The 21621-nt window shown below is 59.7% G+C and carries 16 protein-coding genes; 12 read left to right on the top strand and 4 right to left on the bottom strand.

Translation table 11 applies throughout. The features are described 5' to 3' along the window. Positions 1-61 precede the first annotated feature (61 nt). Positions 62-415, top strand: coding sequence for a hydroxyisourate hydrolase (uraH, locus tag ACR0E2_RS14930; protein ID WP_480446942.1), 354 nt, complete (start codon positions 62-64; stop codon positions 413-415). Between the two features lie 5 nt (positions 416-420). On the opposite strand, the gene ACR0E2_RS14925 is transcribed toward uraH, so the two are convergent. After that, on the bottom strand, positions 421-1341 hold the full coding sequence (locus ACR0E2_RS14925; protein WP_480446941.1) for a LysR family transcriptional regulator: 921 nt from the start codon (positions 1339-1341) through the stop codon (positions 421-423). A 101-nt stretch (positions 1342-1442) separates the two neighbouring features. On the opposite strand from ACR0E2_RS14925, the gene ACR0E2_RS14920 reads away from it, so the two are divergent. Next, the gene (locus tag ACR0E2_RS14920) at positions 1443-2675 is read left to right on the top strand and encodes a urate hydroxylase PuuD (protein ID WP_171229401.1); all 1233 of its coding nucleotides are present in this window, start codon (positions 1443-1445) and stop codon (positions 2673-2675) included. Between the two features lie 54 nt (positions 2676-2729). Here the strand turns inward: ACR0E2_RS14920 and ACR0E2_RS14915 are convergent, their stop codons facing one another. Continuing rightward, the gene (locus ACR0E2_RS14915) at positions 2730-3632 is read right to left on the bottom strand and encodes a LysR family transcriptional regulator (protein WP_171229400.1); all 903 of its coding nucleotides are present in this window, start codon (positions 3630-3632) and stop codon (positions 2730-2732) included. 155 nt (positions 3633-3787) lie between these two features. On the opposite strand from ACR0E2_RS14915, the gene xdhA reads away from it, so the two are divergent. From xdhA to ACR0E2_RS14875, 8 genes are all read left to right on the top strand, one after another. Further along, positions 3788-5251 carry a xanthine dehydrogenase small subunit gene (gene xdhA, locus ACR0E2_RS14910; RefSeq protein ID WP_480446940.1) on the top strand — a complete coding sequence of 488 codons (1464 nt, stop codon included), beginning with the start codon at positions 3788-3790 and terminating at the stop codon, positions 5249-5251. 15 nt (positions 5252-5266) lie between these two features. Then, complete coding sequence (gene xdhB / locus ACR0E2_RS14905; protein WP_480446939.1) at positions 5267-7585, top strand: xanthine dehydrogenase molybdopterin binding subunit; 2319 nt, start codon at positions 5267-5269, stop codon at positions 7583-7585. Positions 7586-7588: 3 nt separating this feature from the next. After that, the gene (gene xdhC, locus ACR0E2_RS14900; RefSeq protein ID WP_480446938.1) at positions 7589-8467 is read left to right on the top strand and encodes a xanthine dehydrogenase accessory protein XdhC; all 879 of its coding nucleotides are present in this window, start codon (positions 7589-7591) and stop codon (positions 8465-8467) included. A 43-nt stretch (positions 8468-8510) separates the two neighbouring features. Then, positions 8511-10112: a xanthine/uracil/vitamin C permease gene (locus ACR0E2_RS14895; RefSeq protein ID WP_480446937.1), complete on the top strand. Its 1602-nt coding sequence runs from the start codon at positions 8511-8513 to the stop codon at positions 10110-10112. 515 nt (positions 10113-10627) lie between these two features. Next, positions 10628-12724, top strand: a complete 2097-nt coding sequence (locus ACR0E2_RS14890; RefSeq protein ID WP_480446936.1) for a hydantoinase/oxoprolinase family protein — start codon at positions 10628-10630, stop codon at positions 12722-12724. Continuing rightward, positions 12724-14388, top strand: coding sequence for a hydantoinase B/oxoprolinase family protein (locus tag ACR0E2_RS14885; protein WP_480446935.1), 1665 nt, complete (start codon positions 12724-12726; stop codon positions 14386-14388). The genes ACR0E2_RS14890 and ACR0E2_RS14885 overlap by 1 nt, the downstream gene beginning before the upstream one ends. Further along, on the top strand, positions 14385-15452 hold the full coding sequence (locus tag ACR0E2_RS14880) for a pyridoxal phosphate-dependent aminotransferase (RefSeq protein WP_480446934.1): 1068 nt from the start codon (positions 14385-14387) through the stop codon (positions 15450-15452). Before ACR0E2_RS14885 ends, ACR0E2_RS14880 begins: the two co-directional genes overlap by 4 nt. Further along, complete coding sequence (locus tag ACR0E2_RS14875) at positions 15449-16186, top strand: maleate cis-trans isomerase family protein (protein WP_480446933.1); 738 nt, start codon at positions 15449-15451, stop codon at positions 16184-16186. The genes ACR0E2_RS14880 and ACR0E2_RS14875 overlap by 4 nt, the downstream gene beginning before the upstream one ends. Before the next feature lie 191 nt (positions 16187-16377). Here ACR0E2_RS14875 and ACR0E2_RS14870 read toward each other — a convergent pair whose 3' ends face one another. Further along, positions 16378-17733 (bottom strand): MmgE/PrpD family protein, encoded by a 1356-nt coding sequence (locus ACR0E2_RS14870; RefSeq protein WP_480446932.1) that lies wholly within the window; start codon positions 17731-17733, stop codon positions 16378-16380. Between the two features lie 232 nt (positions 17734-17965). Here ACR0E2_RS14870 and ACR0E2_RS14865 point away from each other — a divergent pair, with 232 nt between their 5' ends. Both ACR0E2_RS14865 and ACR0E2_RS14860 read left to right on the top strand, forming a co-directional pair. Beyond that, positions 17966-18850 carry a LysR substrate-binding domain-containing protein gene (locus tag ACR0E2_RS14865; protein WP_480446931.1) on the top strand — a complete coding sequence of 295 codons (885 nt, stop codon included), beginning with the start codon at positions 17966-17968 and terminating at the stop codon, positions 18848-18850. A gap of 372 nt (positions 18851-19222) precedes the next feature. Then, positions 19223-20527: a UDP-glucose dehydrogenase family protein gene (locus ACR0E2_RS14860; RefSeq protein ID WP_171205842.1), complete on the top strand. Its 1305-nt coding sequence runs from the start codon at positions 19223-19225 to the stop codon at positions 20525-20527. Positions 20528-20599: 72 nt separating this feature from the next. On the opposite strand, the gene ACR0E2_RS14855 is transcribed toward ACR0E2_RS14860, so the two are convergent. Next, positions 20600-21601 (bottom strand): sterol desaturase family protein, encoded by a 1002-nt coding sequence (locus tag ACR0E2_RS14855; protein ID WP_480446930.1) that lies wholly within the window; start codon positions 21599-21601, stop codon positions 20600-20602. Between the last annotated feature and the right edge of the window lie 20 nt (positions 21602-21621).

The raw sequence follows: 21621 nt of genomic DNA, 5'->3' as shown, positions 1-21621 counted from the left end.
CTGCCTTTGCTCCTGGATGCGAAATCAGACTAGTAACTGTATAACTTGAGGAGTAGCGCAAATGACCGGTTACCTTACAACACATGTTCTGGATACGGCGCGGGGGTGCCCCGCCGAGGGATTGAAGATCGAACTGTTCCGCATTGAAGGTGCAGACCGCCAGTTGCTGAAAACTCTGGTCACCAATGACGACGGCAGGACCGACGAACAGATTCTGCCCGAAGCAGAGTTTTCAACAGGTGAATACGAACTTGTCTTCCATGCCGGGGATTACCTTGATGCCTGCGGCACACCACCGGAAAACCCGCGCTTTCTGAACGTCATCCCGATCCGGTTTGGGATGTCCGAACATTCGCATTACCACGTGCCTCTGCTGCTTTCGCCCTTCGGGTACTCGACCTATCGCGGCAGCTGAGCGACCTACCGGGCCGTATTTGCCGCCGCGATCGACGACCCGATGCGTTCGATTATGAATTCCATGAAAAGCCGCGTTTTGGGGTCCTGCATACGGCGGTGCGTAAACAGACATGCCATCTGAATCGGTTCTGGCGGCGTCTTTTCCGCCACCGGAACCAATGTCCCGGCCTTGAGATGTTGAGCGATCTCAAAAATCGGCTTCAACGCGATGCCGTGTCCGCCAAGCGCCCAGTCTGTCAGCACGTCGCCATCGTCTGACTCGTACCGCCCGGAAACCCGGAACCGTTTTGGCCCCGTATCGGTCCTCAAAAGCCATTGAAACTCGGTCGCGCCCGGGAACCGCAAATTGAGACATTCGTGCTCATTAGCGATCAACGCGTCCCCGCTTTCGGGCATCCCGCGCTTCTTGATGTATTTCGGGGATGCACAAAGCACTCTTTCGACATCCGCGATCTTGCGAATACGCAGGTTGCTGTCCTCTGGCTGACCAAGAAAAAATGCCAGGTCCAGACCTTCGGTTGTCAGATCTACCTTTCGGTCGGTCAGCCTTAGCCGGACGTTCACCTCGGGGTACTCGGCAAGAAATTTCGGGACCTGCGGCGCAATCAACCGACGCCCGACCCCCAACGGCGCCGCGACATAAAGTGACCCTTTCAGGTTCTCGGTCAGATTGACGATCTGGGCTTCGGCACTTTCGACTGCTTCAAGGATCTCTGCCGCGCCACGATAGAAAGATTTTCCCTGCTCGGTGGGGGTCAGGCTGCGTGTCGTGCGTTGGAACAAACGCACGCCAAGATGCTCTTCCAATTGCGATATACGCGCCGACGTGACGGCTGGCGAAACCCTCAGATCACGGCCCGCGGCGGACATGCTGCCCAATTCATAGACCCGGACAAAGGTTCTGATGTTATCAAGGTAGGACATTTTTTTGCATTTTTTGATACTGCTTGGTCTTTACCAGCAATACCAGAACAAAACACACTCGCATAGAGTAACCGGAAGCAAAGAATCTTAGGAGCAAAGCCATGTATGACTTGGCCGTGATGTGGGAGTGGATCGCCTTTTCCGTCCGCTGGCTGCATGTGATCACCGCGATGGCGTGGATTGGGGCGTCATTCTACTTTATCGCGCTGGACCTCATGCTCAAGCCGAACCCAGCCCTGCCGGACGGGGCCTACGGCGAAGAATGGGAAGTACATGGCGGCGGCTTCTACCACACCGTCAAATACCTGGTTGCGCCCTCGCGTATGCCCGAGCACCTGACCTGGCACAAATGGCAGAGTTACACGACCTGGCTGTCAGGTGCGGCGTTGCTCATGATCATATACTGGGTTGGTGGCGAGCTGTTCCTGCTTGATCCGACCAAAGTGGACCTGGCGCTGTGGCAGGGGATTCTGATTTCCGGCGGATCACTGACCATTGGTTGGCTGCTCTACGACCAGATGTGCAAATCCAAGCTGAGCGATCACCCGACCGTTCTGATGCTGCTGTTGTTCGTGATCCTGGTGATCATGTCCTGGGGTTACAACCAGATCTTCACCGGTCGTGCCGCGCTTTTGCATCTTGGCGCCTTCACTGCGACGATCATGACGGCCAACGTGTTCTTTCAGATCATGCCGAACCAACGGATCGTGGTCGAAGACCTCAAGGCCGGTCGGACACCTGATGCCAAATACGGCAAGATCGCCAAGGTACGATCCACGCATAACAACTACCTGACTTTGCCGGTCGTGTTCCTGATGTTGTCGAACCACTATCCGCTTGCTTTCGGCACCGAGTATTCCTGGATCATCGCCAGCCTGATCTTTCTGACGGGCGTCACCATCCGTCACTATTTCAACACGATGCACGCAACTGGGAAAGGCCCGCACTGGACCTGGGGCGTGACGGTTCTGCTAATGGTCGTGATCGCCTGGCTTTCTTCGGTGAGAAACACCGAGACATGGGAAGACGCCGAAGCGCGCGAGCTGACGCCATACGAGCAGAAATATGCGTCCGCCGCAGGCTTCGAAGATGCCTATGACACGGTCTTGGGCAATTGCTCGATGTGCCACGCCCGCGAGCCGGTGTACGGCACCATGAAATGGGCCCCGAAGAAAGTTTACCTTGAGACACCCGGCGATGTCGCCCGCAACGCCGATCAAATCTATTTGCAAGCCGGGATCAGCCACGCAATGCCGCCACCATCGGCAGTGCAAATGGATGAAGAGGCGCGCCAAACCATCATCGCATGGGTGCGTGAAGTCAGAAACCAATAGTCGCCTGCGTGCAAAACGATGACAGCGAACCGGGCCGTGATGCCCGTTTTTTCTTTATGCGAAAAAGCGTTTGCTGTGTTGCGCGATGTGTTCGACAAACAGGCGCACCTTGGGATCTTGCAGCTTTTTGTGCGGATAAAGACACCCGAAAATCGTTGGCAAGGGGGGCGTCTCGGGCAGGACCTCGACCAGCCGCCCATCCTCGAGAAACTCCCGCACGTCAAAGCGTGGCTTGTTGACGATCCCACGACCGGCCAAGGCCCAGTCGGTCAGGACATCACCATCATCCGCGTCATATTTACCGCCAACTTCAAGCTTTCGCGGTCCCATGTCAGTGCGAAGGGTCCAATAGTATTCCGGAGACCTTGGATAACGCAGCAACAGGCAGTTATGGGGCATGTGCAGCAAATCATCCGGTGTTTTGGGCGTCCCAAACTGCGACAGGTAATCGGGCGAAGCGCACAGAACACGATCACAATCCGCGAACTTCCGCAGTTTCATGGTTGAATCGCCGGGTTCACCAATGAAAAAGGCGATATCCAGACCGTCGGCCAGAATGTCTACCTTGCGATCAGACAGACGCATGCGAATCTCTGTTTCCGGGTAGCGGTCAGAAAATTCCGGCACCAGAGGCGCAACGATTCTGCGCCCGACACCCAAAGGCGCGGTGATGCGGATCGCCCCCCGAGGCGCATCGGAAAAGCTGGCGACGCGCGCTTCGGCGTGATCAAGCGCCAGCAGGACCGCCTTGGCTTCATCGTAGAAAACCGTCCCCACTTCGGTTGGTGTCATCGACCGGGTGGTTCGGTTGAACAGCCGCACACCCAGATGGTTTTCAAGCTCTTTCAACCGTTTGCTGGCCACCGCCGGGGTCAACCGAAGATCACGCCCGCCAGAGGTGATGCTGCCCAGCTCCATCACTCGGACAAAAACACGCAGACTTTCGATGTAAGACATTGGAACCTCCCAGCAGCGAAAGAATGCGCCATGGCCCCATCTTTTTCAACGATCTGTTGAAAGTATTTGCCGTTTGCAGCGATTTTCCACCTCAATCTTTGCTCCTATGGTTCCACTGACCACCCTCCGGAAGGAAGGGGCAGAGGGAGAATTCCATGACGCATCGCACTCACGTCCAATTTGTCCTCAATGGCAAGGATGTCTCCGTCCCGGACGTGTCGGCAGGCCAGACACTTCTTGATTTCCTGCGACTGGAACGCCGACTGACAGGAACGAAGGAAGGCTGTGCCGAAGGCGACTGCGGCGCGTGCACCGTGCTTGTCGGACGGCTTGGGCGCACGGGCCTGCACTATGCTCCGGTCAATGCCTGTATCCGGTTTCTTGCCTCTGTCGACGGCTGTCATGTCGTGACGGTTGAACATTTGTCCGGGCCTCAAGGCCGGCTGCACCCGGTTCAACAAGCCATGGTCGATCACCATGGCAGCCAGTGCGGGTTCTGCACACCGGGCTTCGTCATGGCCCTCTATGCGCTTTGGATGCAAACTCCGGAACCGACCGAAGTGCAGGTTGAAACCGCATTGCAGGGCAACCTGTGCCGCTGCACCGGGTATGAGCCGATCATCCGAGCGGCCATTGCCGTCAGCCGCTACGGCACCCCGGCATCCGATCATCTGAACACCGAACGCGAAACCATGACCGCGCGTCTGGCGGCCCTGAAGGACGGGCGGCGCGTGGTCTCCGGACCCGAAAACAACCTGAGCATTCTGCCATCCAGCGTCGATGATCTTGCCGAATGCCTGCAAGCTTATCCAAACGCCACGATCGTGGCCGGAGCCACCGATGTGGGCCTGTGGGTGACCAAGTTCCTGCGCGACATTGGCCCCGCCATTTTCACCGGCCATCTCGAAGACCTGAAAATAGTCGAAAGACAGGAGTCCCTCCTCCTGATCGGTGCTGGCGCCAGCTACACCGATTGCCAGGACCTTCTGTCTGTACACCTGCCACACCTGTCCTCCTACTGGGATCGCATCGCAGGGTGGCAGGTGCGGAATATGGGAACCGTCGGTGGAAACATCGCCAACGGCTCACCCATCGGGGACACGCCCCCGGTTCTCATCGCGCTTGGCGCGGAAATCACTCTGCGACGCGGTTCCGAACGCCGGACCCTGCCTCTGGCTGACTTCTTCATCGACTATGGCAAGCAGGACCGACGGCCCGACGAATTCGTCGAAAGCATCCGCGTACCCCTGCCCCGACCCAATGATCTGGACGCGGCTTACAAGATTTCCAAGCGCCGTGACGAGGATATTTCTTCCGTGGCCGCCGGACTGCACATGAGCGTCACGGACGGGATCATCAGCGATGTGCGCATCGCATTCGGGGGCATGGCCGCCACGCCTAAACGCGCATCGACAGCCGAGGCGGCGCTGAACGGCCAACCCTGGGCACGCGAAAGTTTCGAAGCCGCCGCTGAAGCGCTGACCGAGGATTTCGCGCCTCTCACGGATTGGCGCGCATCGTCGGACTATCGGATGCTGACCGCCCAAAACCTGCTGCGCCGGTTCTTCCTTGAAAACGACCACGCAACCGACACCCCCGTTCAACTGGCTTTTGCCTGATCAGGAGACGGCAACATGAAAGACAACGTTTCCATCATTGGATCGGCTCACACCAGTGTAAACCATGACAGCGCGGTCAAGCACGTCACGGGCCAGGCCGACTACACGGATGACATTGCGCTGCCACAAGGCGCGCTGCACGCGTATCTCGGCGTTTCAGACGTCGCGCACGCCAAGCTTCTGGATATCGATTTCAGCGACGTTCTGGCAATGCCCGGCGTGGTCGGCGTGCTGACCGCTGATGACGTGCCGGGGGCCAATGATATCAGCCCGACCCACCTGAACGACGAGCCGGTTTTCCCGACCGACGCCATACAATTCCACGGCCAGCCGTTGTTTGCCGTGATTGCCGAGACCCGCGACATCGCGCGCCGCGCCGCGGAACGGGCAAAGATCGAATACGAAACCCTGCCCCACGCGCTGGACCCGATCACCGCGCAGAAAGCAGGATACCCGCATGTCACAGCGCCCCTCAAGCTGGCGCGGGGAGACGTGGCACTGGCTCAGGCGGCCGCGCCCAACCGGATCAAAGGCCGCATGAGCGTTGGCGGTCAGGATCACATGTACCTTGAAGGTCACATCGCCTTTGCGATTCCCGGCGAAGACGACGATGTGGTGGTGCATTGCTCGACCCAGCACCCGTCCGAGGCGCAGCATATGGTGGCGCATGTCCTTGGGGTGCCGTCCAATGCGGTCGTGGTCAACGTCCGTCGCATGGGTGGGGGGTTTGGCGGCAAGGAAAGCCAGATGAACCTGTTCTGCGCAGTGGCGGCCATGGCTGCCAAAAAGTGGAACCGCGCCGTCAAAATCCGCCCCGACCGGGATCAGGACATGACCGCAACCGGCAAACGCCACGACTTCGTGATCGACTATGATGTCGCCTTTGACGACGATGGCCGCATTCAGGCGGTCGAAGGCAGCTTTGCCGCGCGCTGTGGCTTTTCGGCAGACCTGTCCGGCCCTGTGACCGACCGGGCGCTTTTTCATGCGGACAACGCCTATTTCTATCCGAATGTGCGCCTGAACAGTCGCCCGATGAAGACCAACACCGTATCGAATACCGCGTTTCGTGGGTTTGGCGGCCCGCAGGGCGTGATCGCGGCGGAACGGATGATCGAAGAAATCGCCTATGCCACGGGGCAGGACCCCTTGGATGTGCGCAAGGCCAATTTCTATGGCACCACGGACCGCAACGTGACCCCATATTACCAGGAGGTCGAAGACTGCATTCTCGACCGGCTGGTCGGAGAGCTGGAAGAGACCTCGGAATACCGCCAGCGCCGTCAGGAGATCATCGCGTTCAACAGGACATCACCGGTTCTGAAAAAAGGCATCGCGCTGACACCGGTCAAGTTCGGCATTTCCTTTACCGCGACCTGGTACAATCAGGCCGGTGCGCTGGTGCATGTCTACAACGACGGGTCGATCCACCTGAACCATGGTGGCACCGAAATGGGCCAGGGTCTGAACACCAAGGTTGCTCAGGTCGTGGCCGAGGCCTTCCAGGTCGATTTCAACCGGATCAAGATCACCAAGACGACGACTGAAAAAGTTCCCAACACCTCGGCCACTGCGGCGTCCAGCGGGACCGACCTGAATGGCATGGCGGCGTTGAACGCGGTCGAACAGATCAAGGAACGTCTGGTGAAGTTCGCAGCCGAGACCTGGAACGTCTCGCCAGAAGAAGTGTCCTTCCACGCCAATCAGGTGCATATCGGCCAAGACGTTCTGGCCTTCGATGCATTCATCAAACAGGCCTATCTGGCGCGCGTTCAACTGTCGGCGGCCGGGTTCTACAAGACGCCAAAAATCCACTGGGACCGGGCCAAAGGACAAGGCCGCCCGTTCTATTACTTCGCCTATGGGGCGTCCTGTTCAGAGGTCACGATTGACACACTGACCGGTGAATACCGCGTGGATCGGACGGATCTGCTGCACGACGTCGGGCGTTCGCTGAACCCTGTGCTGGACAAGGGTCAGGTCGAAGGCGCATTCATTCAAGGTATGGGATGGCTGACCACTGAAGAGCTTTGGTGGGACGATGCCGGCCGCCTGCGTACCCATGCCCCGTCGACATACAAGATCCCGCTGGCGTCAGACCGCCCGCGCATCTTCAACGTGAACCTTGCCGATTGGTCGGAAAACCGCGAGCTGACCATCAAACGTTCCAAGGCCGTCGGCGAGCCGCCGTTCATGCTGGGAATTTCGGTGTTCGAGGCCCTGTCGATGGCCGTGGCCTCGGTCGCTGATTACCGGGAATGCCCCCGCCTTGACGCGCCGGCCACGCCCGAACGTGTGCTGATGGCCGTCGCGCGGCTGCAGGCCGGGTCCTGAGCCATGGTTGCCCCGGGTTCTCTGAACGAATTTCTGTCCGCGCAGCATTGCGTGATCCGCGTTGCGTTGACCCGTGTCCGCGGGTCTTCGCCGCGCAATGAGGGGACAGAAATGTTCGTCGCGCCCGGGGCGTTGTGGGGAACCATAGGCGGTGGACAATTGGAATTCCTCGCCATCAACGCCGCGCGGGACATGCTGCGTGATGGTGCGTTGCATCAGGATCTGGACGTGCCACTTGGCCCCGAGATCGGGCAATGCTGCGGCGGCCGGGTCGAATTGAACCTGTCCCGCATGCGTGCGTCCGACAAATGGGCAGCGACGGAACGCGCGGCCCGGAACGAAGATGCTTTGCCTCATGTCTATGTCTTGGGCGCAGGGCACGTGGGGCGTGCCCTAGCCAATCAGTTTCAGCATCTGCCGGTGCGCTGCATCCTCGTCGATACCAGACCCGAAGAGATCGCGCTTTGCGCCGCAGATGTCGAAACCCGGGTCAGCGCAATCCCCGAAGCCGAAATCTGGCGCGCGCCCGCAGGCAGCGCCTTTGTCGTTCTGACCCATGATCACGGGCTGGATTTCCTGCTGACGACCGCCGCGCTGGAACGAAAGGACGCCGCTTATGTGGGGATGATCGGTTCCGCAACAAAGCGGAAAAAACTCAGGAACTGGGCGCAGAAACACTGTGACGGACAGTCCATCGAACATTTGAAATGCCCCATCGGGGCCAGCGGTAGCCGCGACAAGCGGCCCAGCGTCATCGCCGCCTTCGTGGCGGCCGAGGTGATGGCTGAATTGACCTCTGAAACTGCCGCGACCGCCCTGACCGGGGCAAACCAGGCGCCCCTGCGGGGCCACCAACACGACCGGAAAGGGAGATCGGCCTGACACCTGTCGGGCCGAACCGGTCACATCAGAGGAGGAGACCGTCATGGACGGGAGGACCTATGAATACAAGCTGTTTACCCGCAGCGATTTCAGCGCTTTCTGGGCGCTGTTTACCGACAACCTTGTCAACCTGCTGATCCTGTCCGGGGTCTGCCAGTTCGTGTTTCAAATGCCTGCGGACATCGTCTTTGGCCGCATCGTTCCCGGCGCTGCCATCGCGATTTTGGCCGGTGTCGCTGTCTACACTTACCTCGCCAAATGGGCGGCAAACGCGCAGGGCAAAGACGTAACCGCGTTGCCCTACGGCATCTCGACGCCGGTTATGTTCGTCTACCTGTTCGGGGTGATCGGACCCATCTACTGGGCGACAAATGATCCAATGCTTGCCTGGCAAGTGGGCATCGGCGCCGGGTTCATGGGCGGCATCGTCGCGGCTCTGGGCGCGGTGGTTGGACCGTATCTCAAGAGGATCACGCCACGTGCGGGAATGCTGGGGACGCTGTGCGGCATTGCCCTAGTCTTCATCGGCTCTGTGCCGCTGGCCGAAGTGTTCGAGAACCCCATCATCGGCTTTACGTCGCTGCTGTTCATCCTCTGGGGGTTGATCGGCCGTTTCCGCCTGCCGGGCAATGTTCCGGCCGGCCTTGTCGCGATTGCTGCCGGTACCGTGATCGCCCTTCTACTTGGCGAGTCCAAAATTGATGTCAGCGGCATCGGGTTCTACCCACCGATCCCGTATTTCGGTGACCTGATCGCCGGTGTACAATATCTGTTCGCCAACCCTGAGCTGTTCCTGGTGCTGATCCCCGTGCAGATCTACAACTTCATCGAAACGATGAACAACGTGGAATCCGCCGAAGCGGCAGGCGACCATTACCCTGTCGGGCTCTGCCAGGTGACGGACGGCGCAGGCACGATGCTGGGCGCTCTGTTTGGTTCGCCATTCCCGACAACCGTTTACATCGGCCATCCAGCCTATAAACGGTTGGATGCCCATGCGGGGTATATTGTCGGTGTGGCCGTTGTAGTTGCCGCCGCCGCCTTTCTGGGGTTCCTGTCCTTTCTTGCGGGGCTGATCCCGATCGCCGCAGCCGCACCGGTACTGGTGTTTGTATCAGTCAGCCTGATCACCAACACGGCCTGGGCTGTAAAACCGATGCACATGGCCGCGGTATCCTTTGCAATCCTGCCCCATATCTCGGCCTTCCTTATGGTCAAATGGGGATCGTTGATGAACGCGCTGCGCAGCAGCGGTGTCGAAGGGTTGCCATCCTTGGGAGATCCTGATCTGACCTCGGCCCTTCTGATGGAAGGGGCTCATTACGAGGGGCACCTTGCCCTGAGCCAGGGGGCGATCATCACCGGTCTGGTCTGGGGTGCCATCGTGGCCGATGTGATTGACGGGCGCTTCCGGATGGCCGGCGCGTTTGCTGTCGCAGGTGGGCTGATGTCTTCGATCGGCGTCATCCATTCCTTCACGCTACAGATGCCTCAGTTCGACGGGATAACCATCGGCTATCTGATCATCGGTGCGTTCCTTTACGTCTACCCGGTGTTCGCCCCCAAAGAGGATCTTGAGCATCGCATCATCGTACCGGACGAGCCCGACCTCATCGATGACGATTCACCCGCTCAGCAGGCCTGATCGGCAACGGGGCAGTCGCACGGCTGCCCCAAAAACCATCCCTTCCCGTTCAATCGCGGCCGTTCAAGAGGCAGAGTTTGCCCTGCGGTTGCTTGCAGATCTTTCTCTCGCCTATCTCCGGGCAGGGCATTTGGTTCGCACAGGTCTTGCAGAGGATCGCCCTTGTGAACCACGCATCTGCGCCGCCTGGGTATCTTCCAACACGAACACGGGCGCCGCATCGGCTGGGTCGCACACAACAGACGACCACAGGTGGTTTGCGCAGGGTCAAAACCCTCACCCGCAAGCGCCGCAACCGGCCGGGCATGACGATTTTTGTCGTTTGCAGGCTTTTGTGTCGCTTTCCGGCTTGTTGCGGCAAGCTGGTGTGAACAAGAATACCTGCGTATGAAGAGTTGTTTTCCAAATCCCATGGACCGCCGTGCCACCGGCTGTGACCTTGTGATCCCAGCCTGATCTCAGGGCCTCTGGCCCATATGCATCACGCTGTGACCACGGATTTTTCGGATAACCTCATGACAACTCAAGCGCTGCGCCTGGCCATCGATATTGGCGGCACGTTCACGGATACGGTTCTTGTCTCTGGTGAAGAGACGATACTTGCCTCGACCAAAACCCTGACCACACATCACAACCCCGCCGACGGAGCCATGCAAGGCGCAGCGCGCGTGATGCAACAGACAGGGCACCGTCTGAGCGAAGTCACCGGTTTCATTCACGGCACCACGCTGGCCACCAACGCGCTGATCGAAAAACGCGGTGCGGTCGTGGCAACCGTGACCACCGGAGGGTTCAGGGACATTCTGGAAATCGCCTACGAGCGGCGCTATTCGCAATATGACATCAATCTGGAAAAACCTGATCTGCTGGTGCCGCGTGAGCGCGCGCTGACGGTCCACGAGCGCGTTTCGGCGGATGGCAAGGTATTGATACCGCTGGAAGACACAGCCATCGACGCGCTGTTGAAGGACATCGACGCCAGCGGAGCAGAAGCCATCGCCATCTGCCTGATGCACGCATATGCAAACCCCGAGCACGAGCGCAGGCTGCGCGATACGCTGGCGGACAGGCGCCCCGATCTGACCGTCTCGATTTCGTCGGACGTCAGCCCCGAAGCGCGCGAATTCGACCGGCTGTGCACGACAGTCGCCAACGCCTATATCCAGCCTCTGATGGCAACGTATCTGGCCCGGTTTGTCCGGCAATTCGAGGCCCAGGGCGTCACCTGTCCGATCCTGATGATGACAGCGGGTGGTGGAATGTGCACCATGCGAACCGCCGCGCGGTTTCCGATCCGGCTGGTGGAGTCCGGCCCTGCGGGTGGTGCCATTCTGGCCGCCCGCGTCGCTGCAAGCGCCGGTCTGAATAAGGTTCTGTCCTTTGACGTCGGCGGCACCACCGCCAAACTGTGCCTGATCGACAACGCCCGTCCCCAGACCTCGCGCCAGTTCGAGATTGCCCGCGCCGCACGGTTTATCAAAGGGTCCGGAATGCCGGTACGAATACCGGTCATCGAAATGATCGAGATCGGCGCCGGAGGCGGTTCGATTGCCGGGGTTGACCGGTTGGGGCGACTGACCGTGGGGCCAAAATCAGCGGGATCCGAGCCCGGCCCCGTCGCCTTCATGCGCGGCGGAACCGAACCCACGGTGACCGACAGCGATATTACACTGGGATATATCGTACCGGACACGTTTGCCGAGGGGCATATTCAGCTTGATCCCGACGCTTCGAAACGGGCGCTGACCCGGGTGATCGGGTCAAAGCTGGATCTGGATGCCGTAGGCGCCGCCGATGGCGTCAGCCGTATCGTCGACGAAAGCATGGCCAGCGCGGGTCGGATGCATGCGGTGGAATCCGGCAAGGACCTTGGCCCACGAACAATGATAGCGTTTGGGGGCAACGGGCCATTGCACGCCAGCCGGGTCGCGCGATCCGCCGGCGTCAGCCGCATCGTGATCCCGCCCGATCCCGGTGTCGGATCGGCTGTCGGTTTCCTGTTCGCTCCGGTGTCTTTCGAGATCGTCCGCTCGCGTTATACGTTGCTGGGCAGCATGGACCTGAACGGGATCAACACGCTGTTCGAAGCCATGATTTCCGAGGCCAGAGAGGTCGTCTTCCAAGGGGCCGGCGATGTCCCGACCCAGACGCTGCGCACTGCCTTCATGCGCTACCACGGACAAGGGCACGAGATCGAGATCACCCTTCCCGACCGCCCCCTGACCGCCGAAGATATCGTGCCGCTGACCGCTGCTTTCGAACAGGAATACCGCAAACAATTCTCGCGCCCGGTGCCGGGAATGCAGATCGAGATTCTCAATTGGGCGGTGCGGGTCGCGACCTGTGACAGCGGCGTGCCGGCGGTTCCTGAAACGCCCCGGTTGAAGACGATCTCGGCGCCGGAAACCCGTCCGATCACCTGCGACGTGGACGGTGTATCGAAACCAGCGGCCTTCGTTGCCCGAGCGGATCTGAAGCCCGGCGACCACCTTCACGGCCCCGCATTGATCACCGAGCCGCAGACAACCACGCTCGTGTCCGCCGACTTCTCGGCGCATGTGGATGCCATGGGAAACCTCGTCCTTGTACAGGACCGGAAAGGAGGCGCATGATGTCGTCCGATCTTTCACACGATCTTTCGCCCGCCCGATTGCAGGTGATGTGGAATCGTCTGCTGGCCGTGGTCGAAGAACAGGGCCAAACCCTGATCCGCGCCGCCTTCAGCCCGATCGTACGCGAATGCGGCGACATCTCTGCCGGGATATTTGACGCCGATGGCCGGATGCTGGCGCAGGCCGTGACCGGCACGCCGGGGCACATCAACACCATGGCCGAAGCGGTGCAGCACCTGCACCGGGCTTTCCCGGTTCAGACCATGAAGCCGGGCGACATCTACATGACGAACGACCCATGGCTTGCCTCGGGGCACCTGAACGATTTTCTGCTGATGATGCCCGCATTCAAGGATGGCAAGGTGGTGGGCTTTACCTCCTGCACCTCGCATCTTGTTGATCTGGGTGGGTTGGGTATGGGCCCCGAAGGTTCCGACATCTATGACGAGGGCCTGCTGATCCCGCCCTGCAAGCTGGTGGAAGAGGGCACTCCCAACGCTTTGCTGCTGGACATCATCCGCGCCAACAGCCGCGAACCCGTCGCCAATGATGGCGACATCTATGCACTGATCGCCTGTTGCGAAGCCGGGGTTGCAAGGCTGCTGTCGATGATGGAGGAATTTGGCCTCGACGATCTAGGGACGCTCGGCTCGTACATCATCGACACGTCGCGCCGCGGCACGCTGGAGGCCATCGCCGACGTGCCCGAAGGTGTCTACAAGAATGTTCTGAAGATGGACGGCTATGAGAATGAGCTGGAGTTGCACGCGACCCTGACCGTAAGAAAGGACGGCATGCATGTGGATTTCTCGGGCACCTCGGGCTGTTCGCGCAAGGGCATCAACGTGCCGCTGAACTATGCCACCGCCTATACGGTATTTGCCTTGCGCTGCATTGTCGGCGCGGACATTCCCAACAATGCGGGATCGCTGGAGCCGTTTACCGTTGACGGGCCAAAGGGCTGCATCCTGAACGCGCAGCGCCCGGTGCCGGTTGCGATGCGGCATACCCTGGGTCAGGTCACGCCCGATCTGGTTCTGGGCTGCCTGCATCAGGCCCTGCCCGATGCGGTCCCGGCCGAAGGTGCAAGTTGCATGTTCGACCTGCCCATGCGCCACGCGCCCGAAGTGGCCCGTGATGGCGGTCGCGAATTCGCGGTGGAACCCGTGCACAATGGCGGAACCGGCGCGCGACCTCATGCCGATGGTCTGTCGGCCACGGCCTATCCGTCGGGCGTGTTCGGCAGTCAGGTCGAGATCACCGAAAGTGTCGCACCCGTGACGATCTGGCGGCGCGAACTGCGCCCGGATTCCGGCGGCGCGGGCAAGTATCGCGGCGGGCTGGGGCAACGGATCGAGATGACCTCGTCCAACGGGGCGCCCTTTATCGTGTTCCTGTCGGTCGAACGGCTGAAATACCCGGCGCTTGGCCGTATGGGCGGCAGACCCGGCGCGCCCGGTCGCATCCGTTTCAGGGACGGTGCAAACGATATTCCGGGCAAAGGAGAATTGCGGGTGGAGCAAGGTGATTACCTGATCTTCGATACACCGGGCGGCGGCGGCTTTGGCGACCCTGCCGAACGCGACCCGGATGCGCTGGCACTGGACATCAAACGCGGGTTGGTTACTGCGCAAGGCGCCAGGATTTACGGGGGTGACGCATGATCCGGCCGGTTCCTTACGTTGGCGCCATGGACGCTTATGCGCTGGCTGATCCGAACGGCGCAGGCACGATTTCACTGGCGCAAAACGAAAGCGCCTTTCCCGCAAGCCCCGCCGCCGTTGCGGCCGGGCAGGCAGCGCTGGCGGATCTGGCCCTTTATCCCGATCCGGAATGGGCCGAAATGCGCTCGGCCATTGCCGAGGTGCACAGGCTCGACCCGGCGCGCATTTTATGTGGGGCGGGCTCGATGGAACTGATTGGCTGTCTGATCCGCGCCTTTGCCGGGCCGGGCGATCAGGTGCTGGGCACACAATATGGCTATGCCTTTGTCGCCTCGGCCACAGCACAGGCACAGGCCGAATATGTGGCAGCGCCCGAGGTCGATTTGACCGTATCGGTGGACGCGCTTCTGGCCGCTGTCACACCTGCCACCCGCATCGTGTTCGTCTGCAATCCGGGCAACCCCACCGGCACGCTGATCCCGAATGACGAAATTGTCCGCCTGCGATCGGATCTGCCTGGCGATACACTGCTGGTGGTGGATCAAGCCTATGCGGAATTTGCCGATGCCACGAACGATCCTGCGCAGATCTTTGCACTGGTGGATCGGGGCGACACCGTGATCACGCGTACATGTTCCAAGGCCTACGGGCTGGCGGGGGCGCGGGCCGGCTGGGGCTATTTCCCAAGCGAAATCTCGGGCGAGGTCCGCAAGCTTTTGAATCCCAACAATATCTCGATTGCCTCGCAGGCAGCGGCGGCGGCGGCGATGCGGGATCAGGCCCATATGCGCAACGTGGTCGCACGGACAGCCGAAATTCGGGACCGGTTTGCGCAGGAATGCCGCGAACTGGGCCTGAGCGTGCCGGAAAGCCACACAAATTTCGTGCTGATCCGCTTTGCCTCGACCGCGCAGGCACAGCGCGCCGACACGGCCCTGCGGGCGGAGGGCCTGATGATGCGCGGCATGGGCGGCTATGGTTTGTCGGACTGTTTGCGCGCCACGATCTGTGCGCCCAAGGTGATGGACAAGGCCCGCGACGTCTTGAAAGGAGCGCTGACATGACCGAGACCCGCACAGCCGCCAAGATCGGTGTTCTGGTGCCCTTCACCAACACCAATCTGGAACCAGACATGGAGATGCTGCGACCGCCAAACACCACCATCCATTTCCAGCGCATGGGCGGCTATGACGTGGATGAAATTCCCGGCTCGGATCAAATGGCAGGTTTGGGCGCTTCGGATATCAGCCACGATCTGCGGATGATCTCGGGGGTGCGGCCCGATGTGGTGCTATACGGCTGCACCTCGGCCACCCTGACCCATGGGCCGTCTTTCGACGCTGAGCTGGCGCAACAGATCAAATCGGAATCCGGTGCGCTGTCGCTGACCGCGGCCGGATCATTGATCGCCGCAATCAAGGCACTGGGGGCCACGAAGGTCGGCTTTTCCTCGCCCTATCTGGGCGAAATAAACGCTCAGGCGATGGATTTCATGGCCCAGAACGGAATCGAGACCGTTCGATGCGCCGATGTGGGCCGAAAGCTGGGCAATTACGGTCAAGGAGAGCTGACCCCGGACGAGGTCTATGAACTGGCCTGTCAGGCCGATCACCCGCAGGCACAGGCCATAATTCTCAGCTGCACCGACATGCGTTCGGTCGAGGCGATCGACCGGATTGAAGCAACGCTGGGCAAGCCGGTCGTCACCTCAAATCAGGCGATGATGTTCTGCCTTATGCGGGCGCTGAACCTGCCGCGTCATGACGCGCTGCCGGGGCGATTGTTCGACCTGCTCTGACCGGATCAGGGCGCAAGGCGACAATGTATAAAAGACAGCTCACCTCGAACGGGTCTTGGATCACCCAGACTTGCTCCCAGCTCCAATTCAACCTGTGCAGCGGGCGGCAGGGCCTGCATCATCGCCGCCATCAGGATCAAGGGTGCGGATTTGCCGGTCGGAACGCGTTTCAACGGCAGCTTCGGCAGATTTTACGTCTGGTCGGCGGGGGCGTAGATCAACGCGCCAAGGTCCGAGAATTTCGAGCCCGGCGCGCCCAACTCCAGAACCGCATCACGAATGGCGGCAGCACGGGATGCACCCATTGATGGTGTCGCAAATTCCATGAATTTGTCGATCACTTCGGTCTCATCCATTGGCGCCTCGGGTCCGCCGCGTGCATGTACGTCGCCCGACTCGAGTATCCGCCCGTCGGTCAGAGTGATGCTGACATCGGCGAACCGGCTTTCGGGGAAACGGTCGGAATGGCGTGCGGCCTCTGAAACCGAGATACGCTCGACGATCGAGGCGACCAGCGGGTCGGCCAGGCCCGCACCGGTGATGTTCTCAACTCCGATCCGGCCATGAGCAACCATTGTTGCGACGGCAAATGGCAGCGAATACTGCGCCTTGGACGTATCATCCGGCATGCCCTGGAAAAGGCAGGCGCTTTCCCGAAACGTGTTTACATGAATCGCGGCAATATCGCGGTAAGTCAGGTCGTTTTCACGCATGAGTGCACGGGTGGCATCAATTGCGGCGTGGGCCCAACGGCAGATCGGGTAGGGTTTGACATATTGATGCTCCATTTGCCAGAAATCGCCCAGATCTTGCCAATGGGGGGCAACGTCTGCCGCTTCGATGGTGATGGCCGGCGCCCCGGTAAAGCCTTTCTCGGCCAATACCGCTGAAGAAATGCCAACCAACGCACCCCAGCCCGAACCGTCATGCAGCATGGTGGGATTGGCGATCTCGCGCATCATCTGGCTGCGCGGGCCATGATATTCGGCAATCCCCATGGCCTGCCGCATCTGTTCGGCCGTCAAACCGCGCAAGCGCGCCGCCACGGCCACCACGCCAAGCGCGTTCCAAGCTCCGGATGTGTGATAATCGCTGACGGTGTCATGCAACGAAATGCCCGCGCGTCCCGCGACCTCGTATCCAACGATCACCGCCGCCAGCGCTTCGGGGCCTGAAAAATCTTGAATGGTTTCAGCCAGTGCCGCCAGTGCGGGAACGACGACAACCCCGATGTGGCCTTTGGTCGGATTGTATCCATCATGGCCGTCCAGATTGTCGGTCTGTGTGGCCGCTGCATAGGCCGCACCCGCGACGCTGACGCGACGACCGTCGAAAAGCATGCGCGCGCTCAGCCCCGGATCGCCCGCGCCAAACAGCGCTACCGCACTCTCGCGTGCAATCTGTCCGGCCTGCATCGGCCCCGATCCTATGGTGATCCCCAGCGTATCCAGCAGCATCAACGCTGCTGCCTTGCGTGCGGTGTCGGGAAAATCCTGCGCGGCACGATTCAGCGCAAAATCTGCAACGGTCTGAAAGGTATCTGTCACGGTGTCCAGTCGAGGTTTTTCTTTCGGGTTCCGGTTACAAGAAAAAGCCTATGTGAGTTTGCGCATAGCGGCACGAAAACAATCATGGGGCAATGGCCCCGGATTATTTGTGACTAGGACCAGATCACATTTCGAGGCAGAACCATACGTGTGAGTCGCTTATGGGCAAGACAGCAAGCCCTGGGCTTATTAATTCTTTGCGATGTGCCTTGCCTGAGAAACGTCCGTCATGATGAATCTTCCACACCTGACCTTTCTTCGCTCGTTCGAAGCGGCGGCACGGCACCTGAGCTTTACCGCTGCTGCCGAAGAGCTGAACTGCACCCAATCTGCCGTCAGCAATCATGTCCGCTCGTTGGAAGAGTTTTTGCAGCGCCCCCTGTTCGTGCGCCATCCCCGGTCCCTGTCGTTGACGGATGTGGGCGAGGCCTATCTGCCGTCGGTGCGCCATGCCCTCCAGGAAATCAACGCGGCCACGCAATCGGTCATCGTGCGGTCGCATACCCGCAAAGTGGTGGTTTCTTGCCCGGTCAGTCTGGCCGAGAACTGGTTGCCGGATGTGATCCGTGGTTTCAACGCGGTGCATCCCGATATTGATCTGACGGTTCATGGCACTGTCTGGGCTGATGTCGAACCAAATGTTTCGGACATCTCGCTGACGATCAATCATGTCGACGATGTGTCGCCCGACGCCCAACGTTTGTGGGTCGAAAAGCTGGCACTGGTCTGTGCGCCCGGCTTTTTGGTCGATGGCGCGCCGCTGACCGACCCCAAGCAATTGCAGAATGCACCGCTGATCCATATCCTGGGCCGCCCCTCCTATTGGGAGCACGCGGCGCGGCATTTCGGGTTGTCCGATCTGAGCCAGAAGGGCGGGTTGCGGACGAATGTCTCGAATTTGGCGATGGAAATGGCCGCCAAGTCACTGGGATGCGTCGCCCTGCCCCGGTCGCTGGCCCGGTCCTATGTCGAGCGGGGGCTGCTGATCGAGCCTTTCCGGTTTGATCTGAACAGTCCCTGGACCTATTTCATGCGTCTCAAGGAAAAACCCGTTTCACCACCGGTCCGGCTGTTTCGGAACTGGCTGTTGCAAGCCGCCGCTGAAATGGACAGCTGATCGACCGGTCATTTGCCGGGGCATGTCACGCGGCCCCTATTTTCTTTTGCCAGCCAGTTTGTTGGTGGCGAGAACGCGCAATCACTTCCGCGCGTCATCAATACCCAAGGCAGGGGCTCTTCCAGCCATCAACAGCACCCTCTGCGCAACCGAGTTTCGACACCGACCAGTTCTTCCTGGTCCTCGGTTCCGCTGAACACAGCCGACATGATCGCGATTTCGAAGGCTTTGCACCATCTGCGCTTCTATTGCCTCAATATCCGCAAGAATCTATGGGATGCATCACGCAACTGCTGACGGCCATTGAAACCGGCGTCAGTTTCTTTGATTGTGCCCACGCCGTCCGTGGTAATTGGTAAGAAGGATTTTTGGATGCGTATTGCAATGATCGGCACCGGTTATGTTGGCTTAGTGTCCGGTGTATGCTTTTCGGACTTTGGTCATGACGTGATTTGCGTCGACAAGGCTGAGCAAAAGATCGACATGCTCAAGGCCGGAGAAGTGCCGATCTATGAACCGGGCCTGGATGTGCTGATGGCAAAAAACGTTGCTGCCGGTCGCCTGAGTTTTTCAACCGATCTGAAGACGGCAGTTGATGGCGCCGATGCGGTTTTCATCGCGGTCGGAACTCCGACCCGACGAGGGGACGGCCACGCGGATTTGACCTATGTGATGGCCGCGGCAGAAGAGATCGCCCAAGCGGTTACCGGTTACACGGTCATCGTCACCAAATCGACCGTGCCGGTGGGAACAAACAGAAAAGTTCAGGAAGTCGTTGCGGCCGCCAACCCCACAGCCGAATTCGACGTGGCCTCGAACCCTGAATTTCTGCGCGAAGGCGCTGCAATCGATGACTTCATGCGCCCCGATCGCGTCGTTGTCGGTGTGGAAAACGATCGCGCCGCCGAAGTGATGGCCGAGATTTACCGACCGCTTTATCTGCGTGACTTTCCGATCCTGACCACCGATCTGGAAAGCGCCGAGATGATCAAATACGCCGCCAACGCGTTTCTGGCGACCAAGATCACCTTCATCAATGAAATCGCGGGCCTGTGTGAAAAGGTCGGTGCGGATGTCAAGGAAGTTTCACGCGGCATCGGTCTGGACGGACGAATTGGCAACAAGTTCCTGCACGCGGGGCCGGGCTATGGTGGCTCTTGTTTTCCCAAGGATACCGCCGCGCTGGCGCGGATCGGGCAGGATCATGCATATCCGATGCAGATCACGGAAACCGTCATCCGGGTGAATGACGAGGTCAAGAAGCGGATGATCGAGAAAATCCGCGACGCCTGCGACGACCGCCTTAACGGCAAGACGGTGGCGGTTCTGGGTGTCACTTTCAAACCCAACACGGACGACATGCGCGACGCGCCATCACTGTCCATCATTCCCGCTTTGATCGGCGGAGGCGCCAAAGTGCGCGTCGTCGATCCGCAGGGCAAAGCGGAAGGCGATGCGCTATTGCCCGGGGTCGAATGGTGTGACGATCCCTATGCAGCGGTTCAAGGGGCTGACGTTGTGGTGTTGCTGACAGAGTGGAACGAGTTCCGCGCGTTGAACCTGACCGAACTGGCCGGTTCCATGAACTCTGCCCGAATGGTGGATCTGCGCAATATCTATTCAAAGTCACAGGCGCTGAAATCTGGTTTTGAAACCTATGTCGGTGTTGGACGCTGAACCCACACCACCTGTTGGATCAAACGCACCCACCGGACCCGCTTGGGTCCGGCAGGGATCTGCCTTCCCGGGCTATTCGGTGGCCCAGATCTTGCGGCGGCGTTCCTTGACCATGTCATTGCCTTCATCGGTGCCGTCGTGGAACGTGTTGAACCATTCATCCCAAGGCGTTTCCCAGGTGCCATAGTTGCAGTCAAAAAACCGGTGATGCAGCTGGTGAAAGAAATCCCCGACCTGAAACTTGGCCTTGTTGCCGAACTTCACATGCTCGAACCCGGCATGAGAGGTCGGAGCGCCGATGCCGTGATGGAACAGCAGGAAAATGGCGTGGATCGGATGAGACGGCAGCAGGAAGAAGATCATCGTATCGAACATCAGAAAGAAACTTTCGACCGGATGCATCGCAAGCCCCGACCAAGGACCGGTATTGATGTTGCGGTGATGCCACGCGTGGACTTTTGTATAAAGCACACCCACATGCAGCAGCCTGTGCAGCCAGTAGAAATGGAACCCGGCCCAGATCGGCACAAGGACGGTCATGGCGATGAACCAGATCGGGTTGCCGTCTAACGTGATCATCGTGATCCAGCCATTGGCATAGGAATACAGGATCAGACATTCCCAGAACGTCCAGAACGTCAATGCCGGGCCCAAGGTCCAGAACATGTTGTCCCAGACCTGATTTTTGAATGTGAACACCTTGGCGCCCTTCATCATCGGGCGCATGTCATAGCGGTATTCGTCCTGCTGCGTGCGGAACCTCCAAAGGGCCAGGTGCAAACCGCCTGCGACCACCATCAGGATACAGAAATTGCGGAACCAGATTTCCGCAACCCAATCCCAGCCGAAGGCCTCGATCCTGCTCAAAGAAGGCGTCAGATAGGTCCAGGTGATGACCGCAAAGACCAGCAGCAGCGCCCGCAATGCAAGCGGATTCCAGCTTTGCAGCAGGTATTTCAACGCGGCCAGAGGTTTCATCGGCCAATCCCAATAGGGCGCGGTCTGAATCGGCAATTGAGGCGTGTAATTCCAGATCTTGCGCTTGGCTCGTGGCGGCAGGGCGGGGTCTGACATAGAAGGCTCATTTCATCTGT

It is taken from the genome of Ruegeria sp. A4, from assembly GCF_056543025.1.
The sequence above is the reverse complement of the archived record's forward strand: the minus strand, read 5'-3'. Positions and strand labels throughout refer to the sequence as shown.

What these genes read in the sequence shown, in the direction of transcription:
- uraH (WP_480446942.1), top strand. Translation starts at nt 62, where the DNA reads ATGACCGGTTACCTTACAACACATGTTCTGGATACGGCGCGGGGGTGC.
- ACR0E2_RS14920 (WP_171229401.1), top strand. Translation starts at nt 1,443, where the DNA reads ATGTATGACTTGGCCGTGATGTGGGAGTGGATCGCCTTTTCCGTCCGC.
- ACR0E2_RS14860 (WP_171205842.1), top strand. Translation starts at nt 19,223, where the DNA reads ATGCGTATTGCAATGATCGGCACCGGTTATGTTGGCTTAGTGTCCGGT.
- ACR0E2_RS14925 (WP_480446941.1), bottom strand. Translation starts at nt 1,341, where the DNA reads ATGTCCTACCTTGATAACATCAGAACCTTTGTCCGGGTCTATGAATTG.
- ACR0E2_RS14875 (WP_480446933.1), top strand. Translation starts at nt 15,449, where the DNA reads ATGACCGAGACCCGCACAGCCGCCAAGATCGGTGTTCTGGTGCCCTTC.
- ACR0E2_RS14895 (WP_480446937.1), top strand. Translation starts at nt 8,511, where the DNA reads ATGGACGGGAGGACCTATGAATACAAGCTGTTTACCCGCAGCGATTTC.
- xdhB (WP_480446939.1), top strand. Translation starts at nt 5,267, where the DNA reads ATGAAAGACAACGTTTCCATCATTGGATCGGCTCACACCAGTGTAAAC.
- ACR0E2_RS14890 (WP_480446936.1), top strand. Translation starts at nt 10,628, where the DNA reads ATGACAACTCAAGCGCTGCGCCTGGCCATCGATATTGGCGGCACGTTC.
- ACR0E2_RS14880 (WP_480446934.1), top strand. Translation starts at nt 14,385, where the DNA reads ATGATCCGGCCGGTTCCTTACGTTGGCGCCATGGACGCTTATGCGCTG.
- xdhC (WP_480446938.1), top strand. Translation starts at nt 7,589, where the DNA reads ATGGTTGCCCCGGGTTCTCTGAACGAATTTCTGTCCGCGCAGCATTGC.
- ACR0E2_RS14915 (WP_171229400.1), bottom strand. Translation starts at nt 3,632, where the DNA reads ATGTCTTACATCGAAAGTCTGCGTGTTTTTGTCCGAGTGATGGAGCTG.
- ACR0E2_RS14855 (WP_480446930.1), bottom strand. Translation starts at nt 21,601, where the DNA reads ATGTCAGACCCCGCCCTGCCGCCACGAGCCAAGCGCAAGATCTGGAAT.
- ACR0E2_RS14865 (WP_480446931.1), top strand. Translation starts at nt 17,966, where the DNA reads ATGAATCTTCCACACCTGACCTTTCTTCGCTCGTTCGAAGCGGCGGCA.
- xdhA (WP_480446940.1), top strand. Translation starts at nt 3,788, where the DNA reads ATGACGCATCGCACTCACGTCCAATTTGTCCTCAATGGCAAGGATGTC.
- ACR0E2_RS14885 (WP_480446935.1), top strand. Translation starts at nt 12,724, where the DNA reads ATGTCGTCCGATCTTTCACACGATCTTTCGCCCGCCCGATTGCAGGTG.